Annotated in this window: 14 protein-coding genes; 8 read left to right on the top strand and 6 right to left on the bottom strand. The window is 42.7% G+C overall.

Annotated features, from left to right (window positions below; all coding sequences use genetic code 11):
- Nucleotides 1-62: 62 nt before the first annotated feature.
- Both pheT and MST18_RS12760 read left to right on the top strand, forming a co-directional pair.
- Nucleotides 63-2,444, top strand: coding sequence for a phenylalanine--tRNA ligase subunit beta (gene pheT / locus MST18_RS12765; RefSeq protein ID WP_180132645.1), 2,382 nt, complete (start codon nt 63-65; stop codon nt 2,442-2,444).
- A complete protein-coding gene (locus tag MST18_RS12760; protein ID WP_004783565.1) occupies nt 2,441-2,737 on the top strand; it encodes an integration host factor subunit alpha in 297 nt (98 codons plus the stop codon). The genes pheT and MST18_RS12760 overlap by 4 nt, the downstream gene beginning before the upstream one ends.
- Nucleotides 2,738-3,043: 306 nt before the next feature.
- Here the strand turns inward: MST18_RS12760 and MST18_RS12755 are convergent, their stop codons facing one another.
- The 3 genes from MST18_RS12755 to trxA form a co-directional block, all read right to left on the bottom strand.
- Complete coding sequence (locus tag MST18_RS12755) at nt 3,044-3,289, bottom strand: hypothetical protein (protein WP_078192631.1); 246 nt, start codon at nt 3,287-3,289, stop codon at nt 3,044-3,046.
- 412 nt (nt 3,290-3,701) lie between these two features.
- Nucleotides 3,702-4,970, bottom strand: a complete 1,269-nt coding sequence (rho, locus tag MST18_RS12750) for a transcription termination factor Rho (protein ID WP_067731074.1) — start codon at nt 4,968-4,970, stop codon at nt 3,702-3,704.
- 323 nt (nt 4,971-5,293) lie between these two features.
- Entirely contained in the window at nt 5,294-5,620 is a 327-nt protein-coding gene (gene trxA / locus MST18_RS12745; RefSeq protein WP_078192629.1) for a thioredoxin, read from the bottom strand.
- Between the two features lie 266 nt (nt 5,621-5,886).
- Between trxA and ppx the strand changes: the two genes are divergently transcribed.
- Genes ppx through MST18_RS12720 form a run of 5 tightly spaced genes read left to right on the top strand, consistent with a single transcriptional unit; the run spans nt 5,887 to nt 10,996 of the window.
- Nucleotides 5,887-7,407, top strand: coding sequence for an exopolyphosphatase (gene ppx / locus MST18_RS12740; protein WP_180090282.1), 1,521 nt, complete (start codon nt 5,887-5,889; stop codon nt 7,405-7,407).
- A 33-nt stretch (nt 7,408-7,440) separates the two neighbouring features.
- Nucleotides 7,441-8,265 carry an acetyl-CoA carboxylase carboxyltransferase subunit alpha gene (locus MST18_RS12735; RefSeq protein ID WP_078189570.1) on the top strand — a complete coding sequence of 275 codons (825 nt, stop codon included), beginning with the start codon at nt 7,441-7,443 and terminating at the stop codon, nt 8,263-8,265.
- Complete coding sequence (gene tilS, locus MST18_RS12730; protein WP_180132644.1) at nt 8,202-9,578, top strand: tRNA lysidine(34) synthetase TilS; 1,377 nt, start codon at nt 8,202-8,204, stop codon at nt 9,576-9,578. The genes MST18_RS12735 and tilS overlap by 64 nt, the downstream gene beginning before the upstream one ends.
- Nucleotides 9,575-10,405, top strand: a complete 831-nt coding sequence (gene proC / locus MST18_RS12725) for a pyrroline-5-carboxylate reductase (RefSeq protein WP_168378486.1) — start codon at nt 9,575-9,577, stop codon at nt 10,403-10,405. The genes tilS and proC overlap by 4 nt, the downstream gene beginning before the upstream one ends.
- 27 nt (nt 10,406-10,432) lie before the next feature.
- Nucleotides 10,433-10,996, top strand: coding sequence for a YggT family protein (locus MST18_RS12720; RefSeq protein ID WP_078189567.1), 564 nt, complete (start codon nt 10,433-10,435; stop codon nt 10,994-10,996).
- 160 nt (nt 10,997-11,156) lie between these two features.
- On the opposite strand, the gene polA is transcribed toward MST18_RS12720, so the two are convergent.
- Nucleotides 11,157-13,922: a DNA polymerase I gene (polA, locus tag MST18_RS12715; protein WP_180132643.1), complete on the bottom strand. Its 2,766-nt coding sequence runs from the start codon at nt 13,920-13,922 to the stop codon at nt 11,157-11,159.
- A 163-nt stretch (nt 13,923-14,085) separates the two neighbouring features.
- On the opposite strand from polA, the gene MST18_RS12710 reads away from it, so the two are divergent.
- Nucleotides 14,086-16,872: a DUF2339 domain-containing protein gene (locus tag MST18_RS12710; protein ID WP_180132843.1), complete on the top strand. Its 2,787-nt coding sequence runs from the start codon at nt 14,086-14,088 to the stop codon at nt 16,870-16,872.
- 122 nt (nt 16,873-16,994) lie between these two features.
- Here MST18_RS12710 and MST18_RS12705 read toward each other — a convergent pair whose 3' ends face one another.
- Entirely contained in the window at nt 16,995-17,918 is a 924-nt protein-coding gene (locus tag MST18_RS12705; RefSeq protein ID WP_180024385.1) for a mechanosensitive ion channel family protein, read from the bottom strand.
- 9 nt (nt 17,919-17,927) lie between these two features.
- Entirely contained in the window at nt 17,928-18,749 is an 822-nt protein-coding gene (locus MST18_RS12700; RefSeq protein ID WP_111884712.1) for a hypothetical protein, read from the bottom strand.
- Between the last annotated feature and the right edge of the window lie 84 nt (nt 18,750-18,833).

Raw genomic sequence — 18,833 nt, 5'->3', positions numbered from 1 at the left:
CCTCTTTCTTTAAAGGGGCGCTAGAGGGGATTAGAAATTTAGAATTAATAGGTTTTTATACAATGAAAATTAGCGAAAATTGGTTGCGTACATGGGTTAACCCAGCCATTGATAGCGATACACTTTCTGACCAACTGACCATGTTAGGTTTAGAAGTTGATGATTTATCTCCTGCTGCAAAACCATTTACTGGTGTAGTAGTCGGTGAAGTTTTAACAGTGGTTCAACATCCCGATGCTGACCGGTTACGTGTCACTACTGTAAACATCGGTTCAGGCGAGCCGTTACAAATCGTTTGTGGAGCTCCAAACGTACGTGTAGGCATGAAAGCTCCTGTAGCAACCATTGGTGCAGTACTTCCGGGCGATTTCAAAATTAAAAAAGGCAAGCTTCGTGGTGTTGAATCACAAGGCATGCTGTGCGGTGCGTCTGAAATTGATCTTGAAGATAAAATCGACGGTCTATTAGAGCTTCCTGCCGATGCACCTGTTGGTGTAAATGTGCGTGAATATTTAGATCTTGATGACAATGTGATTGATATCAGCATCACGCCAAACCGTGGTGACTGCTTCAGTATTCGTGGTATTGCACGTGAAATTGGTGTGATTAACCAACTCCCTGTGACTGCACCAGTGATTACAGAAGTTGCTGCAACCATTAGCGATGAAAAAAATGTTGTTATTGCTACGGATGGTTGCCCACGCTATTTAGGCCGTGTAATCAAAAATGTCAATACCAAAGCACCAACTCCTGAGTGGATGGAGCGTGCATTGGCTCGTGCGGGCATCCGTCAGCACAGTATTTTGGTCGATATTACCAACTACGTTTTAATGGAATTGGGTCAACCTTTACATGCATTCGATGGCGGTAAAGTTGAAGGTTCAGTTCGTGTACGCCAAGCAACAGCAGCAGAAAAATTAACGTTGTTGAATGAACAAGAAGTTGAATTATCTGAAAACGTGATGGTGATTGCGGATGATCAAAAAGCTTTGGCGATTGCAGGAATCATGGGTGGCCTAAGTTCAGCGGTTTCTGACGATACCACTGAAATTTTCCTTGAGTCGGCGTTCTTTGATCAACTCTATATCGCAGGTCGTGCACGTAGTTTTGGTTTGCATACTGATGCATCTCAGCGTTATGAACGCGGTGTAGACTTTGAATTGCCGATGACGGCAATGCACCGTGCTTCTCAGCTTATCGCTGATTTAGCTGGTGGTGAGTTTGGTCCAATTACTGTTGCTGAAAAAGTTGAATTATTACCAAAACGTGAAGCCATTGAACTGAACCAAGCGCAAGTCGATCAACTCCTCGGTTATAAAGTTGAATCTGCATTTATTACCGATGCTTTAACGCGTTTGGGTTGCAATGTCACTGTGAAAGCAGAAGGTGAGTGGACAGTTGTACCGCCATCACACCGCTTTGACATGGCGATTTATCAAGACCTCATCGAAGAAGTGGCACGTATTCACGGTTACGACAATATTCAAATCAGCTTGCCGGTGATTGATGTCAAACTGGCGAAATACCAAGACCAATTTGAATTGGTTCAGTTACGTCAAACTGCAGTGGCTTTAGGTTATCAAGAAGCAATTAGCTTTAGCTTTGCAGATGCGAAACTAGAGAAACAATTGAATCCACAGGTTCAACCACTAGCGCTTGCAAACCCGATTTCAAGCGATCTTGCAGTGATGCGTTCAACCTTATTATCAAGTTTGATCCCATGTGTGCAATACAACGTAAACCGTCAGCAAAACCGTGTGCGTTTCTATGAGCTTGGTCTACGTTTTGATTATCAAGGTGCGAACAGCATTCATGATCTCAAACAGATCCCAACCTTTGCACTAGTTGCAACAGGTTCGCGTACAACTGAATCTTGGCATGGTAAAGCACAGCCTATGGATTTCTTTGACTTTAAAGGCGATGTAGAAGAGATTTTAAATTCTGCTCGTTTAAATGTTGAATATGTACGTTCAGAGCGTACGTGGTTACATCCAGGTCAATCTGCTGAAATCTTAGTCAATGGTCAATCGATTGGCTACTTCGGTCGTTTACACCCATCTTTAGAAGATGAGTTGGATTTGGCGACTACTTGGGTCGCTGAATTAGATCAATCGGCTGTTTTGCAAACTTATGTATCTAATTTTACAGAATTATCACGTTTTCCGTCGGTTCGACGTGATATTGCGCTTTTAATTAGTGATAAGATTAATGTTAGTGAAATTCAGCAACTTATCGAAAAAACCGGCGGTGAGCTTTTAGACGCAGTTTGGTTATTCGATGTGTACACTGGTCAAGGTGTCGAAGAAGGCAAGCGCTCATTGGCATTTGCAATTCAATGGCAACATCCAACACGTACATTAGAAGATGCTGAAATCAAAACCGGTATGGATAACATACTTCAGGTGTTGGAAAACACTTACCAGGCGACATTGAGGGCTTCATGACAGCATTAACAAAAGCAGAAATGGCTGATCATTTAAGTGAGCTCACGAGTTTAAACCGTCGTGAAGCAAAACAAATGGTCGAGTTATTCTTCGATGAGATTAGCCAAGCGCTAATCTCTGGGGAACAAGTTAAACTCTCAGGTTTCGGTAACTTCGAGTTGCGTGATAAACGTCAACGCCCAGGCCGTAACCCGAAAACGGGTGAAGAAATTCCGATTTCTGCCCGTCGTGTAGTGACCTTCCGTGCGGGACAAAAATTCCGTCAACGTGTTGGAAATGAGCAGATCAATTGATCTGCTTTTTTTTCCTTTGATTTAGGAGGCGCAGTGCTCATCATCTATCGCACAATTCATGTTGAAGAATATTCGTTTTAAAGTGAGACGATATACTTGAGTTGAGTTGAGTTGAGTTGAGTTGAGTTGAGTTGTCGTAGAGGTTAATTGTGGCTTTCCTTTAGCTAAATTGTCAGTTTTTATTTTTCAATAAGCATGGGCTTAGTATTTTGAATTTTAGCTCTTTTTATGAACTAGGGTTTAAAGTTTGAGGCAATAAAAAAGAGAGCCATAGGGCTCTCTTTTTGTGCTGAATAATCGGTTAGATTATTGAGCTTCAGAAGCAGCAGCAGTAGCTTCAGAAGCAGCAGCAGTAGCTTCAGAAGCAGCAGCAGTAGCTTCAGATGCAGCAGCAGAAGCTTCAACAGCAGCAGCGTCAGACGCAGCAACTACTTCAGAAGCAGCAGCTTCAGATGCAGCAGCAGGAGCAGCTTCTTCAGTTTTTTTAGCACAACCAACGAAAGCTAAAGTAGTAGCAACTGCAGCAGCAATAGCGATTTTTTTGAATAACATGGCATCACTCTCTAAAATATGAGATTAAAAAATAACCTGCGTTAGTCTGTTGTGTGCTTTTATTATGCCTAATTTGAATAGGTATTAAAAATGCATAGAGCAGTCTAACTGGTCTGCGTGTATGCTATCACTGAGTATTTTGAAATGCTACTAGTGACTTTGAAAAAACCGTTAAAAATAGGTGAAAAACGGCCATTTTTTAACAGAAAATAACAATTAAGAGAAAGTTTTATATTGGCGAAATAGCAAATAAACTACTAAAAAGAATAGGGTTTTTTAACATATATTTTTTATAATCATCAACTTGAAAATAAGTTTACATGGAAAGCTATCAAATGTTTCTTTGTGTAACTAAAGTCAACCAAATAAAAAGGCCATCGTTATAGATGGCCTTTTCAGTCAAACATTCAACTTAGTTGGATGCTTTACGTTTCATTTGATCGAAGAAATCATCATTGGTTTTGGTTTCTTTCATACGATCAAGCAAGAATTCCATCGCTGCAAGTTCGTCTTGTGTATGAAGCAATTTACGTAAAATCCAAACTTTACGTAGGTTATCTTCAGACATCAAACGCTCTTCACGACGTGTACCTGATTTTTTGATGTTCATCGCAGGGAACACGCGTTTTTCAGCAATACGACGGTCTAGGGTAATTTCTTGGTTACCTGTACCTTTGAATTCTTCGTAGATCACTTCATCCATCTTACTGCCAGTTTCAATCAACGCAGTTGAGATAATTGTCAGTGAACCACCTTCTTCGATATTACGTGCTGCACCGAAGAAACGTTTTGGACGTTCTAAAGCATGGGCATCCACACCACCAGTAAGAACTTTACCAGATGAAGGGATTACGGTGTTGTAAGCACGTGCTAAACGAGTAATTGAGTCTAGCAAAATCACCACGTCTTTTTTGTGTTCTACAAGACGTTTCGCTTTTTCGATCACCATCTCTGCAACTTGTACGTGACGAGCTGGTGATTCATCGAATGTTGAAGCAACTACTTCACCACGAACAGTACGTTCCATTTCTGTTACTTCTTCAGGACGTTCGTCAATCAGAAGGACAATCAAGAAACATTCAGGATTGTTACGAACAATCGACTGAGCGATGTTTTGTAACAACATGGTTTTACCCGCTTTTGGCGGTGCAACGATAATTGAACGTTGACCTTTACCAATCGGAGCAACCAAGTCAACCACACGCGCAGTTAAGTCTTCTGTTGTACCATTACCTAATTCCATTACCAATTGTTCGGTTGGAAATAAAGGTGTTAAGTTTTCGAAAAGAATCTTATTACGTGAGTTTTCGGGTGTGTCGTAGTTAATTTGATTAACTTTTAATAATGCAAAGTAACGTTCGCCTTCTTTAGGTGGACGAATCGTACCTGTAATAGTGTCACCAGTACGAAGGTTGAAGCGACGGATTTGTGATGGGCTCACATAGATATCGTCAGGGCCGGCTAGGTAAGAACCCGCTGCAGAGCGTAAGAAACCAAAGCCGTCCGACAGAATTTCTAGAACGCCATCACCAAAAATCTCTTCGCCGTTCATTGCGTGGCGCTTTAAGATGGCAAAAATAATATCTTGCTTACGGTTACGAGCCATTCCTTCGAGGCCCATAAACTCGGCAATCTTGATGAGTTCGCCAATCGGTTTTTTCTTGAGTTCGGTTAAGTTCATAGGTGGTCAGATAGAATCTAAAATTCTGAGGTACAGGTTGGAAAAGGGAGCAACAAATGTGCCGCGATCATGCAAGAAACGATAGCAATTGGTTTGCACAAAACAATTCAGAGATCTGATTCGTTATATGAAGAGAGATGTGAAAAACAATTCTGTTGCCGAGCGGCATTTTATGTGTTGTGTTGTAAGAAAATGACAGGATTTGAGATCCTTAATTTCTTGAGTAAACAATATAAGAGAGAACACAGCATTTGTCAATTTATCAACCAAAAAAATACGCTGTGTAAAACAGCGTATTTTCGAGTGTTTTTATCGAAAAAATATTAGATGTTTTCTTCGATGAAAGCTGTCAATTTAGATTTTGGCGCTGCACCGACTTGGGTTGCTACAACTTCGCCGTTTTTAAACATTAATAATGCAGGAATGTTACGGATGTTGTAGTTTACAGCTGTTTGTTCGCAAGAAGTTACGTCTACTTTAACGATTTTAACTTTGCCTTCAAACTCAGTTGAAAGTACTTCAAGTACAGGTGCAATGGCTTTACAAGGAGCACACCAACCTGCCCAGAAATCTACAAGTACAGGAGTATCAGACTCTAGTACATCGGCTTGGAAGTTTTCATCAGTTGTATTTACGATATTGCCAGACATGGATTTTGCTCCGGAATTAATTTTTAAGTTGACTCTATGTTTATAAGTATTACATAGCCAACTATAACAATGTAGGGGGTTATGTAAATTTTCGACCTGAATGGCGAGTTTGTCTAATGGATGATCACGATGCCGATGATCGTGTATGACTATCATTGCTTCAGATAAAAAATCGATAAGTTCCGCCCGAACTACTCATAAATGGCTTTTAAATTACATGTATGTGAATTAATCTAAGCACAATTCTGAACAGGTTTTTTTGAATAATGTCTGATTTTTTGATTGATGAAGAATTACTTGCTGCTATCGATATGGGATCGAACAGCTTCCACTTGGCTATCGCACGCGTAGACCATGGTGAAGTGAAAAAAGTTGCATCAATGTCAGAAAAAGTACAGCTTGCCGCAGGTCTAGACGAAAATAAAAATTTGACTGAAGCCGCACAGCAACGAGGATTAGCCTGCCTAGCACGTTTTGTGGGGCGTTTAAATCCTGTACAAGCTAACCGTTTACGTATTGTGGCGACTAATGCCTTGCGTCAAGCAAAAAATGGTCATGAATTTATTCAAAAAGCCGCTGAAATTTTACCAAAACCAATTGAAATTATTGCTGGTCGTGAAGAAGCCCGTCTAATTTATTTAGGGGTTTCACATACTATGGCAAATAGTGGTCGCCGCCTTGTGATTGATATCGGTGGGGGGTCAACAGAGTTGATTATTGGTGAAGAGTTTGAACCGATTCATACAGAATCTGTGCAAATGGGCTGTGTCGCTTTTACCAAAGCGTTTTTTGCTGATGGTGAAATTAACCTGAAAAGTTTTGATAAAGCGGTAAATGCTGCTCGCAAGGAAATCGCAGGCATTGCCAACACTTATAAAGCTGCGGGCTGGGATACTGTTGTCGGTTCAAGTGGCACGATCAAAGCGTGTCGTCAGATTTGTGTCAATATGGGCTGGAGCAACGATCAGGAAGAACTGACACGTGATGGTTTATTTAAACTCAAAGATAAATTGCTTAAATATAAGCATGTCAATGAAATGGAATTTGATGGTCTAAAAGAAGACCGTCGAGCAGTTTTGCCAGCCGGCATTGCCATTTTGTATGCAGTCTTTGATGTGCTGAATATCGATAAATTGGTTTATTCTGATGGCGCGTTACGTGAAGGCGTGATGTACGACCTATTGGGACGTTTCCAACATGAAGATGTTCGTGACCGTTCTGTACATGCGTTGATGGGGCGCTACAACGCAGATATGAAACAAGCTGAACGTGTGGTAAATACCGCTCAACAACTGTTTAATGGTGTGGCGACCGCACTGAATTTGACCAGTGATGACAGTGATTTACTGCGTCGTGCGGCGTATTTGCATGAAATTGGCTTAGCGATCAGTCATAGTGGATACCATCGTCATGGTGCTTATTTACTGCAACATTCGGATATTCCGGGTTTCTCACAAATTGATCAAAATCATTTGTCGCATTTAGTGGCGCATCATCGTCGTAAGTTACGCAGTGATGCACGTGTTGATGTGATGAAAGTCGGTGGTAACAAACTTGTTTACTTATGTCTATTGCTTCGTTTAGCAGTTTTATTAAATCATAGTCGCAGCGATGAGATGCTTCCTGCCATTGAATTAAGCGTGGACAATGCGCAACAATGGCAACTTAGTGTTTCTGGTGATGCCAAACAGTGGCCTTTGTTGGTTGCAGACTTGCATGATGAGCAACTGCAATTTAAGCATTGGGATATTGAACTGAATATCCAGTCGGAACAATTTATCAATTAACAGACCAGTTAAGTTAGGGATAATGATCGACCTATGAAAAATAAAGCAGCTCAATCTAAAGCCTGGACTACGGTTCAGATCGCACGTCATCCTGAACGTCCGCAGTTTTTGGATTATGTTGGCGAAATTTTTACAGAGTTCGATGCTTTGCATGGTGACCGCCTATTTGGTGATGACGGCGCGATGATTGGTGGTTTGGCTCGTTTAGATGGTCAGCCTGTGATGATTGTAGGTCAGCACCGTGGTCGTAGTACACGTGAAAAATTACAACATAATTTTGGTATGAGTAACCCCGAAGGTTACCGTAAAGCACAGCGTTTATTGGATATGGCCGAGCGTTTTAATCTGCCAGTCTTTACCTTTATTGATACCATGGGTGCGTACCCAGGTGTGGGTGCAGAAGAGCGTGGTCAGGCCGAAGCAATTGCAACTAGTTTGGCTCAGCTGTCTTCACTTAAAGTGCCTGTAGTAGCAACGGTATTGGGTGAAGGAGGTTCGGGTGGTGCGCTCGGTATTGGCGTAGCTGACCGTGTGATTATGCTATCTCACAGTATTTATTCAGTAATTTCACCTGAAGGCTGTGCATCTATTTTGTGGAAAACTGCAGAAAAAGCAGAACAAGCAAGTGAAGCATTGGCATTGACGGCAGATAAATTGCAGAAGATGGGCATTGTAGAATACGTGGTGGACGAAGCGGAAGGCGCACATTTAAACCCTGAAAAAGTCATGCAGGATTTGAAAGTGGTCTTGAAGCAAGCTCTAGAAGAACTGCAACCAATGGATGCAAACGAACGATGCGAAGCGCGTTATCAGCGTTTAATGAAGTTTGGCAGCGACAATTTAGGGCTGACTGCTTAAGTCAAATTCAGGCGCTGCCTGAACAAAGCCGATTTTTAATAGGATGTAGTGGTGGCATGGATTCCATGTTGCTGCTGCATCTTATGTCGTTTTTGTGCCCTGAAAAAATACGGGTGATTTATATTGATCACCAACTACAAGCGTGTAGTCATGCTTGGGGCGAGTTTGTACACGCTCAGTGTGCAGCGTTAAATCTCCCATTCATTATACAGAAAGTCCAGGTTGCGCAAGGTAACCTTGAAAATCAAGCACGCTCGGCCCGCTATCAAGCCTTTGCCCAACATTTACAAGCAGATGAAATATTAGTACTCGCGCATCATCAGCAAGATCAAGCCGAGACACTGATATTGCGGCTACTTTCAGGTGCTGGTGTCCATGGCCTTGCTGCGATGAAAAAAATCGATGCGCGTGAAGATTTTATTTTATGGCGTCCCCTATTAGATCTTTCACGTGAGCAAATTTGCCAATGGGCAGCACAGCTGCATGTGCAAAATATTCAAGATCTCACCAATTTTGATACCGACTATGACCGCGCGTGGAGTCGTGAGATTTTGTGGCCGTTACTCAGCGATCGATTTCCTAAAATGCAGCAAGCTCTGAGTCGAACCAGTTACTTGATGCAAGATGCTGATGAAATTTTACTTGAGGTGTTGCAACAAGATTTAGCGGCCTGTGGTTCATCGCAAGTTTTATCTTTGGTGGCTCTACAACAGCTCAGTCTGGCACGTCAGCGTCAGTTGTTATCGCACTGGATGAAAGGTGAGGGGCAATATCGTCCAAGCTTTGAAATGGTACAGCGATTATTTTCAGAAGTGATTGGCTCACGCGAAGACTCGCAAGCGGCATTGCACTGGAATGGATTTTATTATCTGCGGTTTCAACAGCAACTTCATCGGATTGCCAAAGCGGATTATCTGCCAGCAGAATCCATTCAAGAGGTTGAGGTTGTAACTTGTGTTGCAGGTCAGTGCCTCAAGTTGCCTGCAGGACATTTCGTGATTCAACCCTCAGAGGTTGGCTTATCACCTGAATTATTGGGGCAGCAACTGCAGATACGCCCACGCCTTGGCGGCGAAAAAATTCATTTGTATGGTCGTGTCGGAAGTTGGCCGTTGAAAAAAGCTATTCAGCAGGCGCAAATTTTTCCATGGCAGCGTCATACTATTCAAATATTAAGCCGAGATAATGTTATGCTAGGCGTCTTTACGCCTCAGGGCTTTTGGTTGGCGCAGTCTGAATTTTGTACTCAAGCTGGCTGGCAACCAACATTATCTCTTAACGCTAAATCTGCAATATCGGATCTTCAATCATGAGCGCAATTCTAAATTGTAATATCAGTTTCATTGGTGGCGGCAACATGGCACAGGCTTTAATTGGTGGCCTAATTGCACGTGGTGTCCCGACTACACGTATTACAGTTTCAGATCCCGTAGAAAAAGTACGTGAGCTTTTGGCTGAAAAAGATTTGCATGTGACCGATGATAATGTTGCGGCAATTCGAGATGCTGACATTGTTCTTTTTGCAGTTAAACCTCAGGTGTTGGCAAAAGTTTTGGCACCATTACAAGGGCTGCTAGAAGGGAAGTTGGTGATTTCAATTGTTGCAGGTGCAGAAATTGCAACGATTTCAAAATTATTAGGCACAGAGCGCATTGTTCGTGTCATGCCAAATACGCCGGCTTTAGTTCAAACCGGTGCGCATGGTTTATATGCAGGTGAAGCGGTTTCAGCTGAAGATCGTGATCTTGCAAGTCAAGTTTTGGCTTCAACTGGTTTAACACTTTGGGTAAACTCGGAAGCGCAAATTGATGCGGTAACAGCTGTTTCTGGCTCAGGTCCTGCATACTTTTTCTATATGATGGAAAGTATGATTCGTGCAGGTAAAAACATGGGCTTGGATGAAAAAGTGGCTACAGCACTAACCTTGCAAACTGCATTAGGTGCTGCACAAATGGCGATTACCAGTGCCAACAGTCCTGCGGAGTTACGTAAAAATGTAACTTCTCCAAACGGTACAACACAAGCCGCGATTGAAGTATTTGATCGTGCTCAAATTTCACAAAATATTCAGGCTGCTTTAGCCGCAGCGCAAAAGCGTAGCCAAGAGTTGGCACAAGAGTTAAGCGAAAGCACCAAATAATTCGATTTGATTTAGGAAAGTTCAAGTATGGGCTCTGCTCAAATTTTTGGAATCATTATTAACGTTGCAATTTTGCTCGTATTTTTCCGTTTTTTAATGCAGCTTGCTGCCGTGAGTCCATATAACCCTGTGGTTTTGGCAACAGCAAAAGCAACAAAAATTGTCGATATCTTTAGCCGAATTTTCCCAACTTTGGCCAAAGGTCGAGTGAATACTGCAGCATTGGTGTTGGTGGTGATTCTGTATTTGTTAAAAATGTTTGGTTTGATGTATTTGTCTGGCGTGGCGGTGAATAGTCCATTCCATTTGATCATTATGACCTTTGTGACCATGATTCAGGATTTAATCCGTTTCTGTCGTTACTTAATTTTTGCATCGATTATTTTGAGTTGGGTCGTGATGTTTAGTCAGTCACGTTCGCCTTATATTGAAGTGGTTCAAGAATTGGCAGAACCGCTACTTGCGCCATTCCGCCGTATTCTTCCAAATATGGGGATGATTGACTTGTCACCAATTTTTGCGATTTTGGCATTGTTGGTTGCGGAAACCATTATGAAGCAAGTCGCAATTGCATTATTGACTGGTCTTTAATCTGAGCTAAGACGAGTTAAATTAAAAAGGACGCCGAGGCGTCCTTTTTTGTGGATTTAATATGAGGTGTAAAACAAGATATTTTTACTAACTAGAAACATCTCACCTCCATCCCAACTTTCCTCCTAGAAGGAGAAAGGCATGAATGAACGTGAATGAATTAGTGTGCTTCGTCCCAGTTATTGCCTTGACCCACTTCCACAATCAGTGGAACGGAAATTTTCAACACAGATTGCATCACTTCAGTCAGTTGGGCAGAGAGTTCATCGGCAATTGCAGCATCGACTTCAAACACTAATTCATCGTGTACTTGCAGTAACATTTTGGCTTGATCTTTCGGTAAGATTTTATCGACTGCAATCATGGCTAGTTTAATTATATCCGCCGCAGAACCTTGTAGCGGCGCATTAATCGCTGCACGTTCAGCGCCTTGTTTCACCATTTTGTTGCTCGCCATAATGTCCGGTGTATACAGACGACGACCTAAAATGGTTTCCACAAAACCTTGTTCACGTGCGACTTGGCGAGTACGTTCCATATATTCCAAAACACCAGGGTAGCGTTGGAAGTATTTACCAATATAGTTACGCGACTCTTCACGAGTGAAACCCAGCTGACGAGTCAAACCAAATTCAGACATGCCATAGAGCAGACCGAAGTTCACCGCTTTGGCTTGACGACGTTGGTTGCTGGTCACTTCGTCGAGTGGAATACCCAAAACTTCTGCCGCAGTACGTTTATGTACATCTTGCCCATGATTGAAGGCATCGACCAATGCATGATCTTGCGAGAAATGCGCCATTAAACGTAATTCGATTTGCGAATAATCGGCTGCCAATAAAATGCGACCTTCAGGTGCAATAAAGGCTTTACGGATTTGACGTCCAATATCTTCACGGACAGGAATGTTTTGCAAGTTTGGATCGGTAGATGACAAACGACCTGTAGCCGTTAACGCTTGGTGGTAACTGGTATGCACACGATGTGTGTCATTATTCACTTGCTTTAACAAACCGTCGGTATAGGTGCTTTTCAGTTTAGAGAGACCACGATATTCCAAAATTAAATCAGTAATCGGATGGTCGATTTTTTCTAACACACTTTCACTGGTACTGTACTGACCTGTAGAAGTTTTCTTACCGCCTTTTAAACCTAATTTATCAAACAGAATCTCACCAACTTGTTTTGGTGAGCTGACATTGAAGCTTTGACCCGCAAGATCTGTAATTTCGGTTTCTAAATTTAGAATGGTATTGGCAAATTCCACACCAAGTTGGTCGAGGAAGTTCATATCTAGCTCAATGCCGTTTTCTTCCATAGAGGTTAGAACACGGGCAACCGGCATTTCAATATTGTGCAAAATATTGATCAGCTCCGGGTGAGTTTGTAACTTCTTATCGAGTACCTCATATAGACGATAGGTCACATGGGCATCTTCTGCCGCATAATGGGCTGCAGTTTCAAGCTCAATTTGGTTAAAGGTCTTTTGTTTTGCACCTTTGCCCGCCACTTGTTCGAACGTCGTAGTGAGATGACTTAAATACAAACGTGCGACGTCATCCATCCCATGACGTGTAGCCACAGAGTTAAGGACATAAGAGGCCAACATGGTATCGAAATACCAACCTGCCAAATGAATGCCATGATTTTCTAAGACATGTGCGTCATATTTGAGATGATGACCAATTTTTTGTACGTCATTATCTTCAAGTAAAGGTTTGAGTTGATTCAGGATCGTGTCACGATCAAGTTGTTGCGGCGCACCTTCATAATCATGCGCAAGCGGCACGTAATAGGCATCATGTGCATCTAAAGCCACCGAGAAACCCACAATCTGTGCCACGCGGTAGTCGAGGCTAGTGGTTTCAGTATCAAAGGCAAAACGCTTTTCAGTACTTAGACGTTTAAATAACCCATCCCAATCTTCTTGAGTCAATACCGTGTGATAACGTGCTTCACCAAGTAAGTCATCAACACTGGTTTTGTCCGCTTGATCTTCCACTTCAGGTGCATTGGCTACAGTCGCCGTGGTGTTAATGGCTTTGGCTACTTGTTTGTAGGTTGCACCATTGGGGTTGTTCGGATGATCTAAAGACTGCAGTTGGTTACGAAATTCTAGTTCCGTATATAAATCACGAAGTGCTGGAATATTTGGATCGGCAAGTTTCAGATCTTCGTATTTAAGGCCCATGTCGAGGTCACAAACGATGCTCGCCAGTTGGTGGTCAAGAGCAATCCCTTCGACATTATCTTTAATGTTTTGACCGACTTTACCTTTAATGCTGTCGACATTTTCTAAAATGCCGCCAATCGATCCGTACTCGGTTAAAAGTTTCGCTGCTGTTTTTGCGCCAACACCGGGTACACCACGGATGCCGTCAGAGGCATCGCCCATCAGCGTGAGGTAGTCAATGATTTGATTCGGCCACACCCCAAATTTTTCAAAAACGCCTTGAACGTCCATCGGTTTGTCTTTGAAGCTATCTTCTAAAGTGACACGCTCAGTAACGAGCTGTGCCATGTCTTTGTCACCAGTGGAGATCAAAACTTGATGACCGGCTGCTTCAGCGCGTTTGGCTAAAGTTCCGATAATGTCATCGGCTTCAGCGCCTGGCAACATATGTAGTGGAATCCCTAGAGCACGAATTAACGCATGAAGATATGGAATTTGTTGTGATAATTCTTCCGGCATCGCAGGACGGTCACCTTTATAGATCGGGGACAATTCATGACGGAAGGTTGGTTCAGGTGTATCGAAAATAACGGCCATGTGCGTCGGTTGGATACGACGCATTAATTTTTGGATGGCAGAAATGGCACCTCGGATTGCATTGGTATGCAAACCGGTTGAAGTGGTTAATGGTGGCAGTGCATGGTAAGCACGAAATAAAAAGTATGAGCCATCGACCAAGACAAATGGTGGCATTGATAATTTCCTAATCCTAAAAACGGTTTTATTGTACGTGATTTTTTGCCCGCACGCAGAGTCTAGATTGTATATGTAACTTACCGAATCACTGATGAATAGTTTTAATCCATCCGTCAGGCTCATGTATCATCAAAACATTCAAGAAAATAACGAAGCAGGTATGCTGAAACAGAATAATGAAATCAAGATGATTTGGTTGATGACGCTGATTATGGTTGGGATCGGGGCATGGTACTTAGACCTCCGTATCCTGAGTTATATCAGTGGCATCGGTTTTATGCTCAGTGTGATGAATTATGTCGATGATTTACAGCACGGCGCTGATGCACTGAGCTCATCAAAACAACCATTTCAAATGACATCAAAGGTTCCATTATATATTGCATCGTTATTAACGGTCGTTGGACTGTTAACAGAATTGGGTTATTTGGTTGCGATCGGGATTGGCCTGTGGGTCTATTTTTTTCTGCGTTGGCTGAAACGATTAGAACGTCAGCTGCATCTATTGCAAGGACGTGCGCTTCAGTCGCAATCGATTCATGCAGCTACTTCAATATCAGCGTCGACAATAGACCGTCCTGAAAATTTTGATTCTAACGATACACCATCTGTACATCCCGCGACGGCAGTTGGTATAGCTAGACATCAGGCATCATTCAATTCAACGCCTTCTAATACACCATCCAAGTCTGCGCCAAATCTATCTAGTCAAATTCAGCAATGGCTTTTCCAAGGTAATCCCGTGTTAAATGTGGCGGTACTGGTCTTGGTGATTGGCGTGGTGCTATTACTCAGATTTGCCACAGAGCATTGGCAACTAAGCTTGGCCATGAAACTGCTGATCGTGAGTTTGATCAGTGCTGGTGTTGTCGGACTGGGTTTTTGGCTACAAACCAAAAATCGCAGTTTTGCCTTGGCGCTAGAAGGTCTAGGTCTTGCAGCGCTGTTTTTGACTTTATTTTTTGCCTATTACAATGCTGTGATTGCGGGCTTTGGCATAGCCTGTGTACTGTATGCAGTGCTTATGGCATTGACGATTTGGCTCAGTTTGAAACAACAGTCAGTTGAACTGGCAATCATGGCAATGCTAATTGCCTATCTTGCGCCATTTACCTTACCTGTTCGAGATGCAACAGCAACGGAATTCATCGCCTATTATCTTGTGATTAATCTTGCTGTTGCGGTCATGAGTACTTTAAGACCGTGGAAATATCTGAATCAAATCGCATTTTTGATGACGGTAATCATGGGTGGTGGATATGCTTTTTACCACGGATACACCACCGAACGTCAGATGATGAGCGTGCTGGTTTTAGCCCACGCTGCGATTTTTATTTGGCTCGGTTTTCGTTTTAGCCAGTTATTGGCGAAACAGGATCTTGCGCACTTTCAACTCAAACCTGCCTTGGATATTGCACTGATTTTTGCTGCACCAGTGCTTGCTTATCTGGCATTGTATTTGATGTATTTTGAGGAAACGGTATGGCAGGCGGGGTATAGCTTGCTATTCGCGGCGCTTTTTACCGCGCTGTATAGCATCAGTAAACGTAGTGCTGTGATCCCACTGATTGCACAAAGTTATTTGAGTTTGACCTTAATATTCTTGGCATTGATTCCACCTATAGTATTGAAAGAGCAGTGGAGTGTGGTTGGTTGGGCAGTTGAAGGTGCGTTGATATTTATATATGCCCTATACAAGCAGTCCAATATCAGCCGTTATTTAGGCATGGCGCTCTTGGTAATGGCGGGTTGTTCAAGTCTGTACTATTTGGTTCAACTGCCACATTTCCCTGCACAGATGTATTGGGGCGTGTGTTTGAGCTATTTGGCGGCCATTATCGTGACGCACGCTGTTCCTGCATTTCATAAACAGCTTTCAAGTTCAAGTATTGCATTTCAATGTGTGCAAATGCTCTCAGCAACTACTATGTTCATCATGTTGCTCTTAGATTGGCTGCAGAGTAGTCATCAATTGGCCTTGAGTCTATTGATTGTCAGTGTGGCCTATCTGGTGGTGAATGAAGGCTTGTTAAAGCGAAACGCTTCGTGGAGTTGGTCCATCATTAAGTGGACGGGTCTAGTGCCTGTTTATGTGATGGGGCTGTACCAAGTCATTTCAGTGAGTGAGAACGGTCAGTTAATTTGGCATTCAACGATGGAGCAGATTTATTTTGCATTCGCTGGGCTGAGCTTGACGCTGCTTTGGCTACGACCATTACTCGGTGTGCGTGAAGAAAAAGAATGGGTCAGTTTCGGAATTTTGAGCAGCTTGGCGTGGACCAGTCTGACGCTGATACCCAGTATGCCGTATATCAGTGTGGTAATTTTGCCGCTATTATTTTGTGCATGGTGTTATTGGCAAGCCAAAGAACCTGTCTGGAAAATGTTTTGGCAAGCGCGTAGCAGCTTGTTTTTGGCTTTAAGTTGGATCATCAGTTCGCAATTATTTAGTCAGCAGGCCTTTGTGGGATATATCTTGCCGATACTGAATCCTTTTGATGCAGTGAGTTTGCTGTTGTTAGCGGCTTTTTTATGGATGTTGAATCAACAGTTAAAAGCTGGTTTAGATCGTAGCTTGGCTGCCGTGTTGAGTGTCCTAGGGCTACTTTGGTTAAGTAGTTATGTTGTGCTCCGTGCCTTACATATGTATCTGGATACGCCTTATAACAGTTTAGATATTTGGAGTGATGCGACCGTTCAACTAAGTTTTACCGTGCTGTGGGTGTTATTGGCTTTAGTGAGTATGCGTTTTGCCACTCAGCGTCAATTACGTTCAGTTTGGCTGCTCGGCGGCAGTATTTTGGTCTTGGTGACGTTGAAATTGGTCTTGCTGGATTTATCTCATGTCGGCACACTCATGCGAGTGATTTCATTTATGGCGGCAGGTTTTGCCATGCTTTTGATTGCCTATATTGCCCCCATGCCGAATGACAAGATTGAGCCATGATGAAGTTCTTAAAGGTACGAAATCACGAAGCCGTATAGGTCGATGGTTATAAAAAGTGGATGATAAAAAAAACCTGCACATTTGAAGATATGCAGGGCCTTTCATATCAAGTCGATAGACCATTATTTAAGTTGAGGCTCTCGTTGAATCTCTTGTGCATTGGCATATTGATCGACGTCAGCATCGCTTGCTTGTGTAGAAAGCGGGTGGTCAACAAAACCCATTTTTGGTACAGGAATTTCAATTTTATTTTCGACAAAAGCATTACGAATCCGTTCCTGCATTTCATCACGGACTTTTAGGAAATTCTCTCTTTGACACCAAATAGCAAAAAGCAGCTCAATGGAAGATTCACGAAAGGCAGTGACGGTCACGGCAGGTTTAGGATCGGCCAAGACCAATGGATATTTACTAACGGCATCTAATAAAACTTCACGGACTTTGATGATGTCTTCATGAAAGTTAATCGCAAGGGTAATTGGAATGCGCCGTATTGGAAACTTAGACAAGTTATGTACAGGCGCGCGAATCAGTTGTTCATTCGGCAAACGGACATAGACATTGTCCTGCGTAAGTAATTTGACCGACAGTAAATCAATCGAGATCACTTCACCTTCAATAGTATGCCCACGAATCAGTGTCAATTGAATGGTATCACCAACTTCAAAAGACCCTTCACCGATCAAGAACATCCCGCTGATCAGGTTGGATGCGGACGTTTGCGAGGCAAAACCCAGTGCGACCGTTAAAATACCTGCCGCACCCAAGAAGACGCTGAGTTTAAAGCCGGCTTCTTTTAAACTTGCCATCACAAAGATTAAAAAGATGAAATAGAAAATCCCGCGACGCCAAACCAACTGCTGATGAGCATTGAAACGCATACCCACAGTACGAATAAAGGTATTCGAGATAAAACGGGCAATCAGAAAGCCGATGACTGCCAATAAAACAGCCACCAATAATTCTGTCAGCCGATCAGTATTGAGATTGGCGACCATTCCTTTTAGGCTGCTGGTGATTTCTGTCGAAATATTTAAATCTGCCATGGCTCGCCCTTAGAAAAATGAATCAAACATATTGAACAGCACATTGGCTGACTCGCGTGGCGGATGTAGATAAACAACGTCACCCGCTTGTGGTGGTGTACGGTTTTCAATTTTGACCCGCGGCGGTTTGTCATGACCTTCATGGACGACCCGAATTTGTGAAGTCCATAAACGTCCCGTACTTTCACTATAAAATAATGGCAAAGCCGGTACAGGGACATTCATTCGGTCAAAACGAATCTGTTGATTACTCACGTTATGAAACTCAATAGGGGTTACAGCACGAAAAGCACGAGGTTTGAGTTGTTTAAGTTCTGTACGACCATCAACTGCTGTGGCATAGCAAATTTCACCCATTCGATGATTCGGACCAAACCAGGTATCTTTTGGTAGAATAACAGGTATATCAAACAAGGGTTCTCTAAGACCTTCGACAAAGCCGGCAATCCACAGCGGTGTACTGATATATAGCGTTCCGCGTTGTCCGGCTGGAATATAAATCGGATCGACCGGTTTAATCACCACTGAACGATCTGCCAAACGTGGCATGATTTGAATTTTGTCATGCGTCTGGCGGAACATATAACGTTCCATTTTAATGGGTTGTGGAAAACCAAATTCAGGGTCTTGTATCGGATGCCATTGTTGCTCATAGTCAAACTGAAAGGTTGGGCGATGGTATTCCATACGCCACTCTTGCATGCCGCGCGTCACCCGGAACAATAAAGACCCAAACTGCCAACTGCGCGGGTGATTCAGTTCAAATTGATATTCCCCCCACCATTTACGTTTTGGGGATTCCTTTTCAGTCAAATCATTTTCTAATGGCAATGCGTATATCCCTTGTCCTGATAAATCCTAAAAACAGACTTCACGCTGTCAGATGCTTAGAGTACACTCAAAACAACTTTTTTC

Source organism: Acinetobacter sp. YH12068_T (genome assembly GCF_024606005.1).
GTDB classification, from domain to species: Bacteria; Pseudomonadota; Gammaproteobacteria; order Pseudomonadales; family Moraxellaceae; genus Acinetobacter; species Acinetobacter amyesii.
The sequence above is the reverse complement of the archived record's forward strand: the minus strand, read 5'-3'. Positions and strand labels throughout refer to the sequence as shown.

Bases quoted from the DNA above. Each gene is read 5' to 3' on its own strand.
- pheT (WP_180132645.1), top strand. From the start codon at position 63: ATGAAAATTAGCGAAAATTGGTTGCGTACATGGGTTAACCCAGCCATT.
- MST18_RS12760 (WP_004783565.1), top strand. From the start codon at position 2,441: ATGACAGCATTAACAAAAGCAGAAATGGCTGATCATTTAAGTGAGCTC.
- MST18_RS12755 (WP_078192631.1), bottom strand. From the start codon at position 3,289: ATGTTATTCAAAAAAATCGCTATTGCTGCTGCAGTTGCTACTACTTTA.
- rho (WP_067731074.1), bottom strand. From the start codon at position 4,970: ATGAACTTAACCGAACTCAAGAAAAAACCGATTGGCGAACTCATCAAG.
- trxA (WP_078192629.1), bottom strand. From the start codon at position 5,620: ATGTCTGGCAATATCGTAAATACAACTGATGAAAACTTCCAAGCCGAT.
- ppx (WP_180090282.1), top strand. From the start codon at position 5,887: ATGTCTGATTTTTTGATTGATGAAGAATTACTTGCTGCTATCGATATG.
- MST18_RS12735 (WP_078189570.1), top strand. From the start codon at position 7,441: ATGAAAAATAAAGCAGCTCAATCTAAAGCCTGGACTACGGTTCAGATC.
- tilS (WP_180132644.1), top strand. From the start codon at position 8,202: ATGCGAAGCGCGTTATCAGCGTTTAATGAAGTTTGGCAGCGACAATTT.
- proC (WP_168378486.1), top strand. From the start codon at position 9,575: ATGAGCGCAATTCTAAATTGTAATATCAGTTTCATTGGTGGCGGCAAC.
- MST18_RS12720 (WP_078189567.1), top strand. From the start codon at position 10,433: ATGGGCTCTGCTCAAATTTTTGGAATCATTATTAACGTTGCAATTTTG.
- polA (WP_180132643.1), bottom strand. From the start codon at position 13,922: ATGCCACCATTTGTCTTGGTCGATGGCTCATACTTTTTATTTCGTGCT.
- MST18_RS12710 (WP_180132843.1), top strand. From the start codon at position 14,086: ATGCTGAAACAGAATAATGAAATCAAGATGATTTGGTTGATGACGCTG.
- MST18_RS12705 (WP_180024385.1), bottom strand. From the start codon at position 17,918: ATGGCAGATTTAAATATTTCGACAGAAATCACCAGCAGCCTAAAAGGA.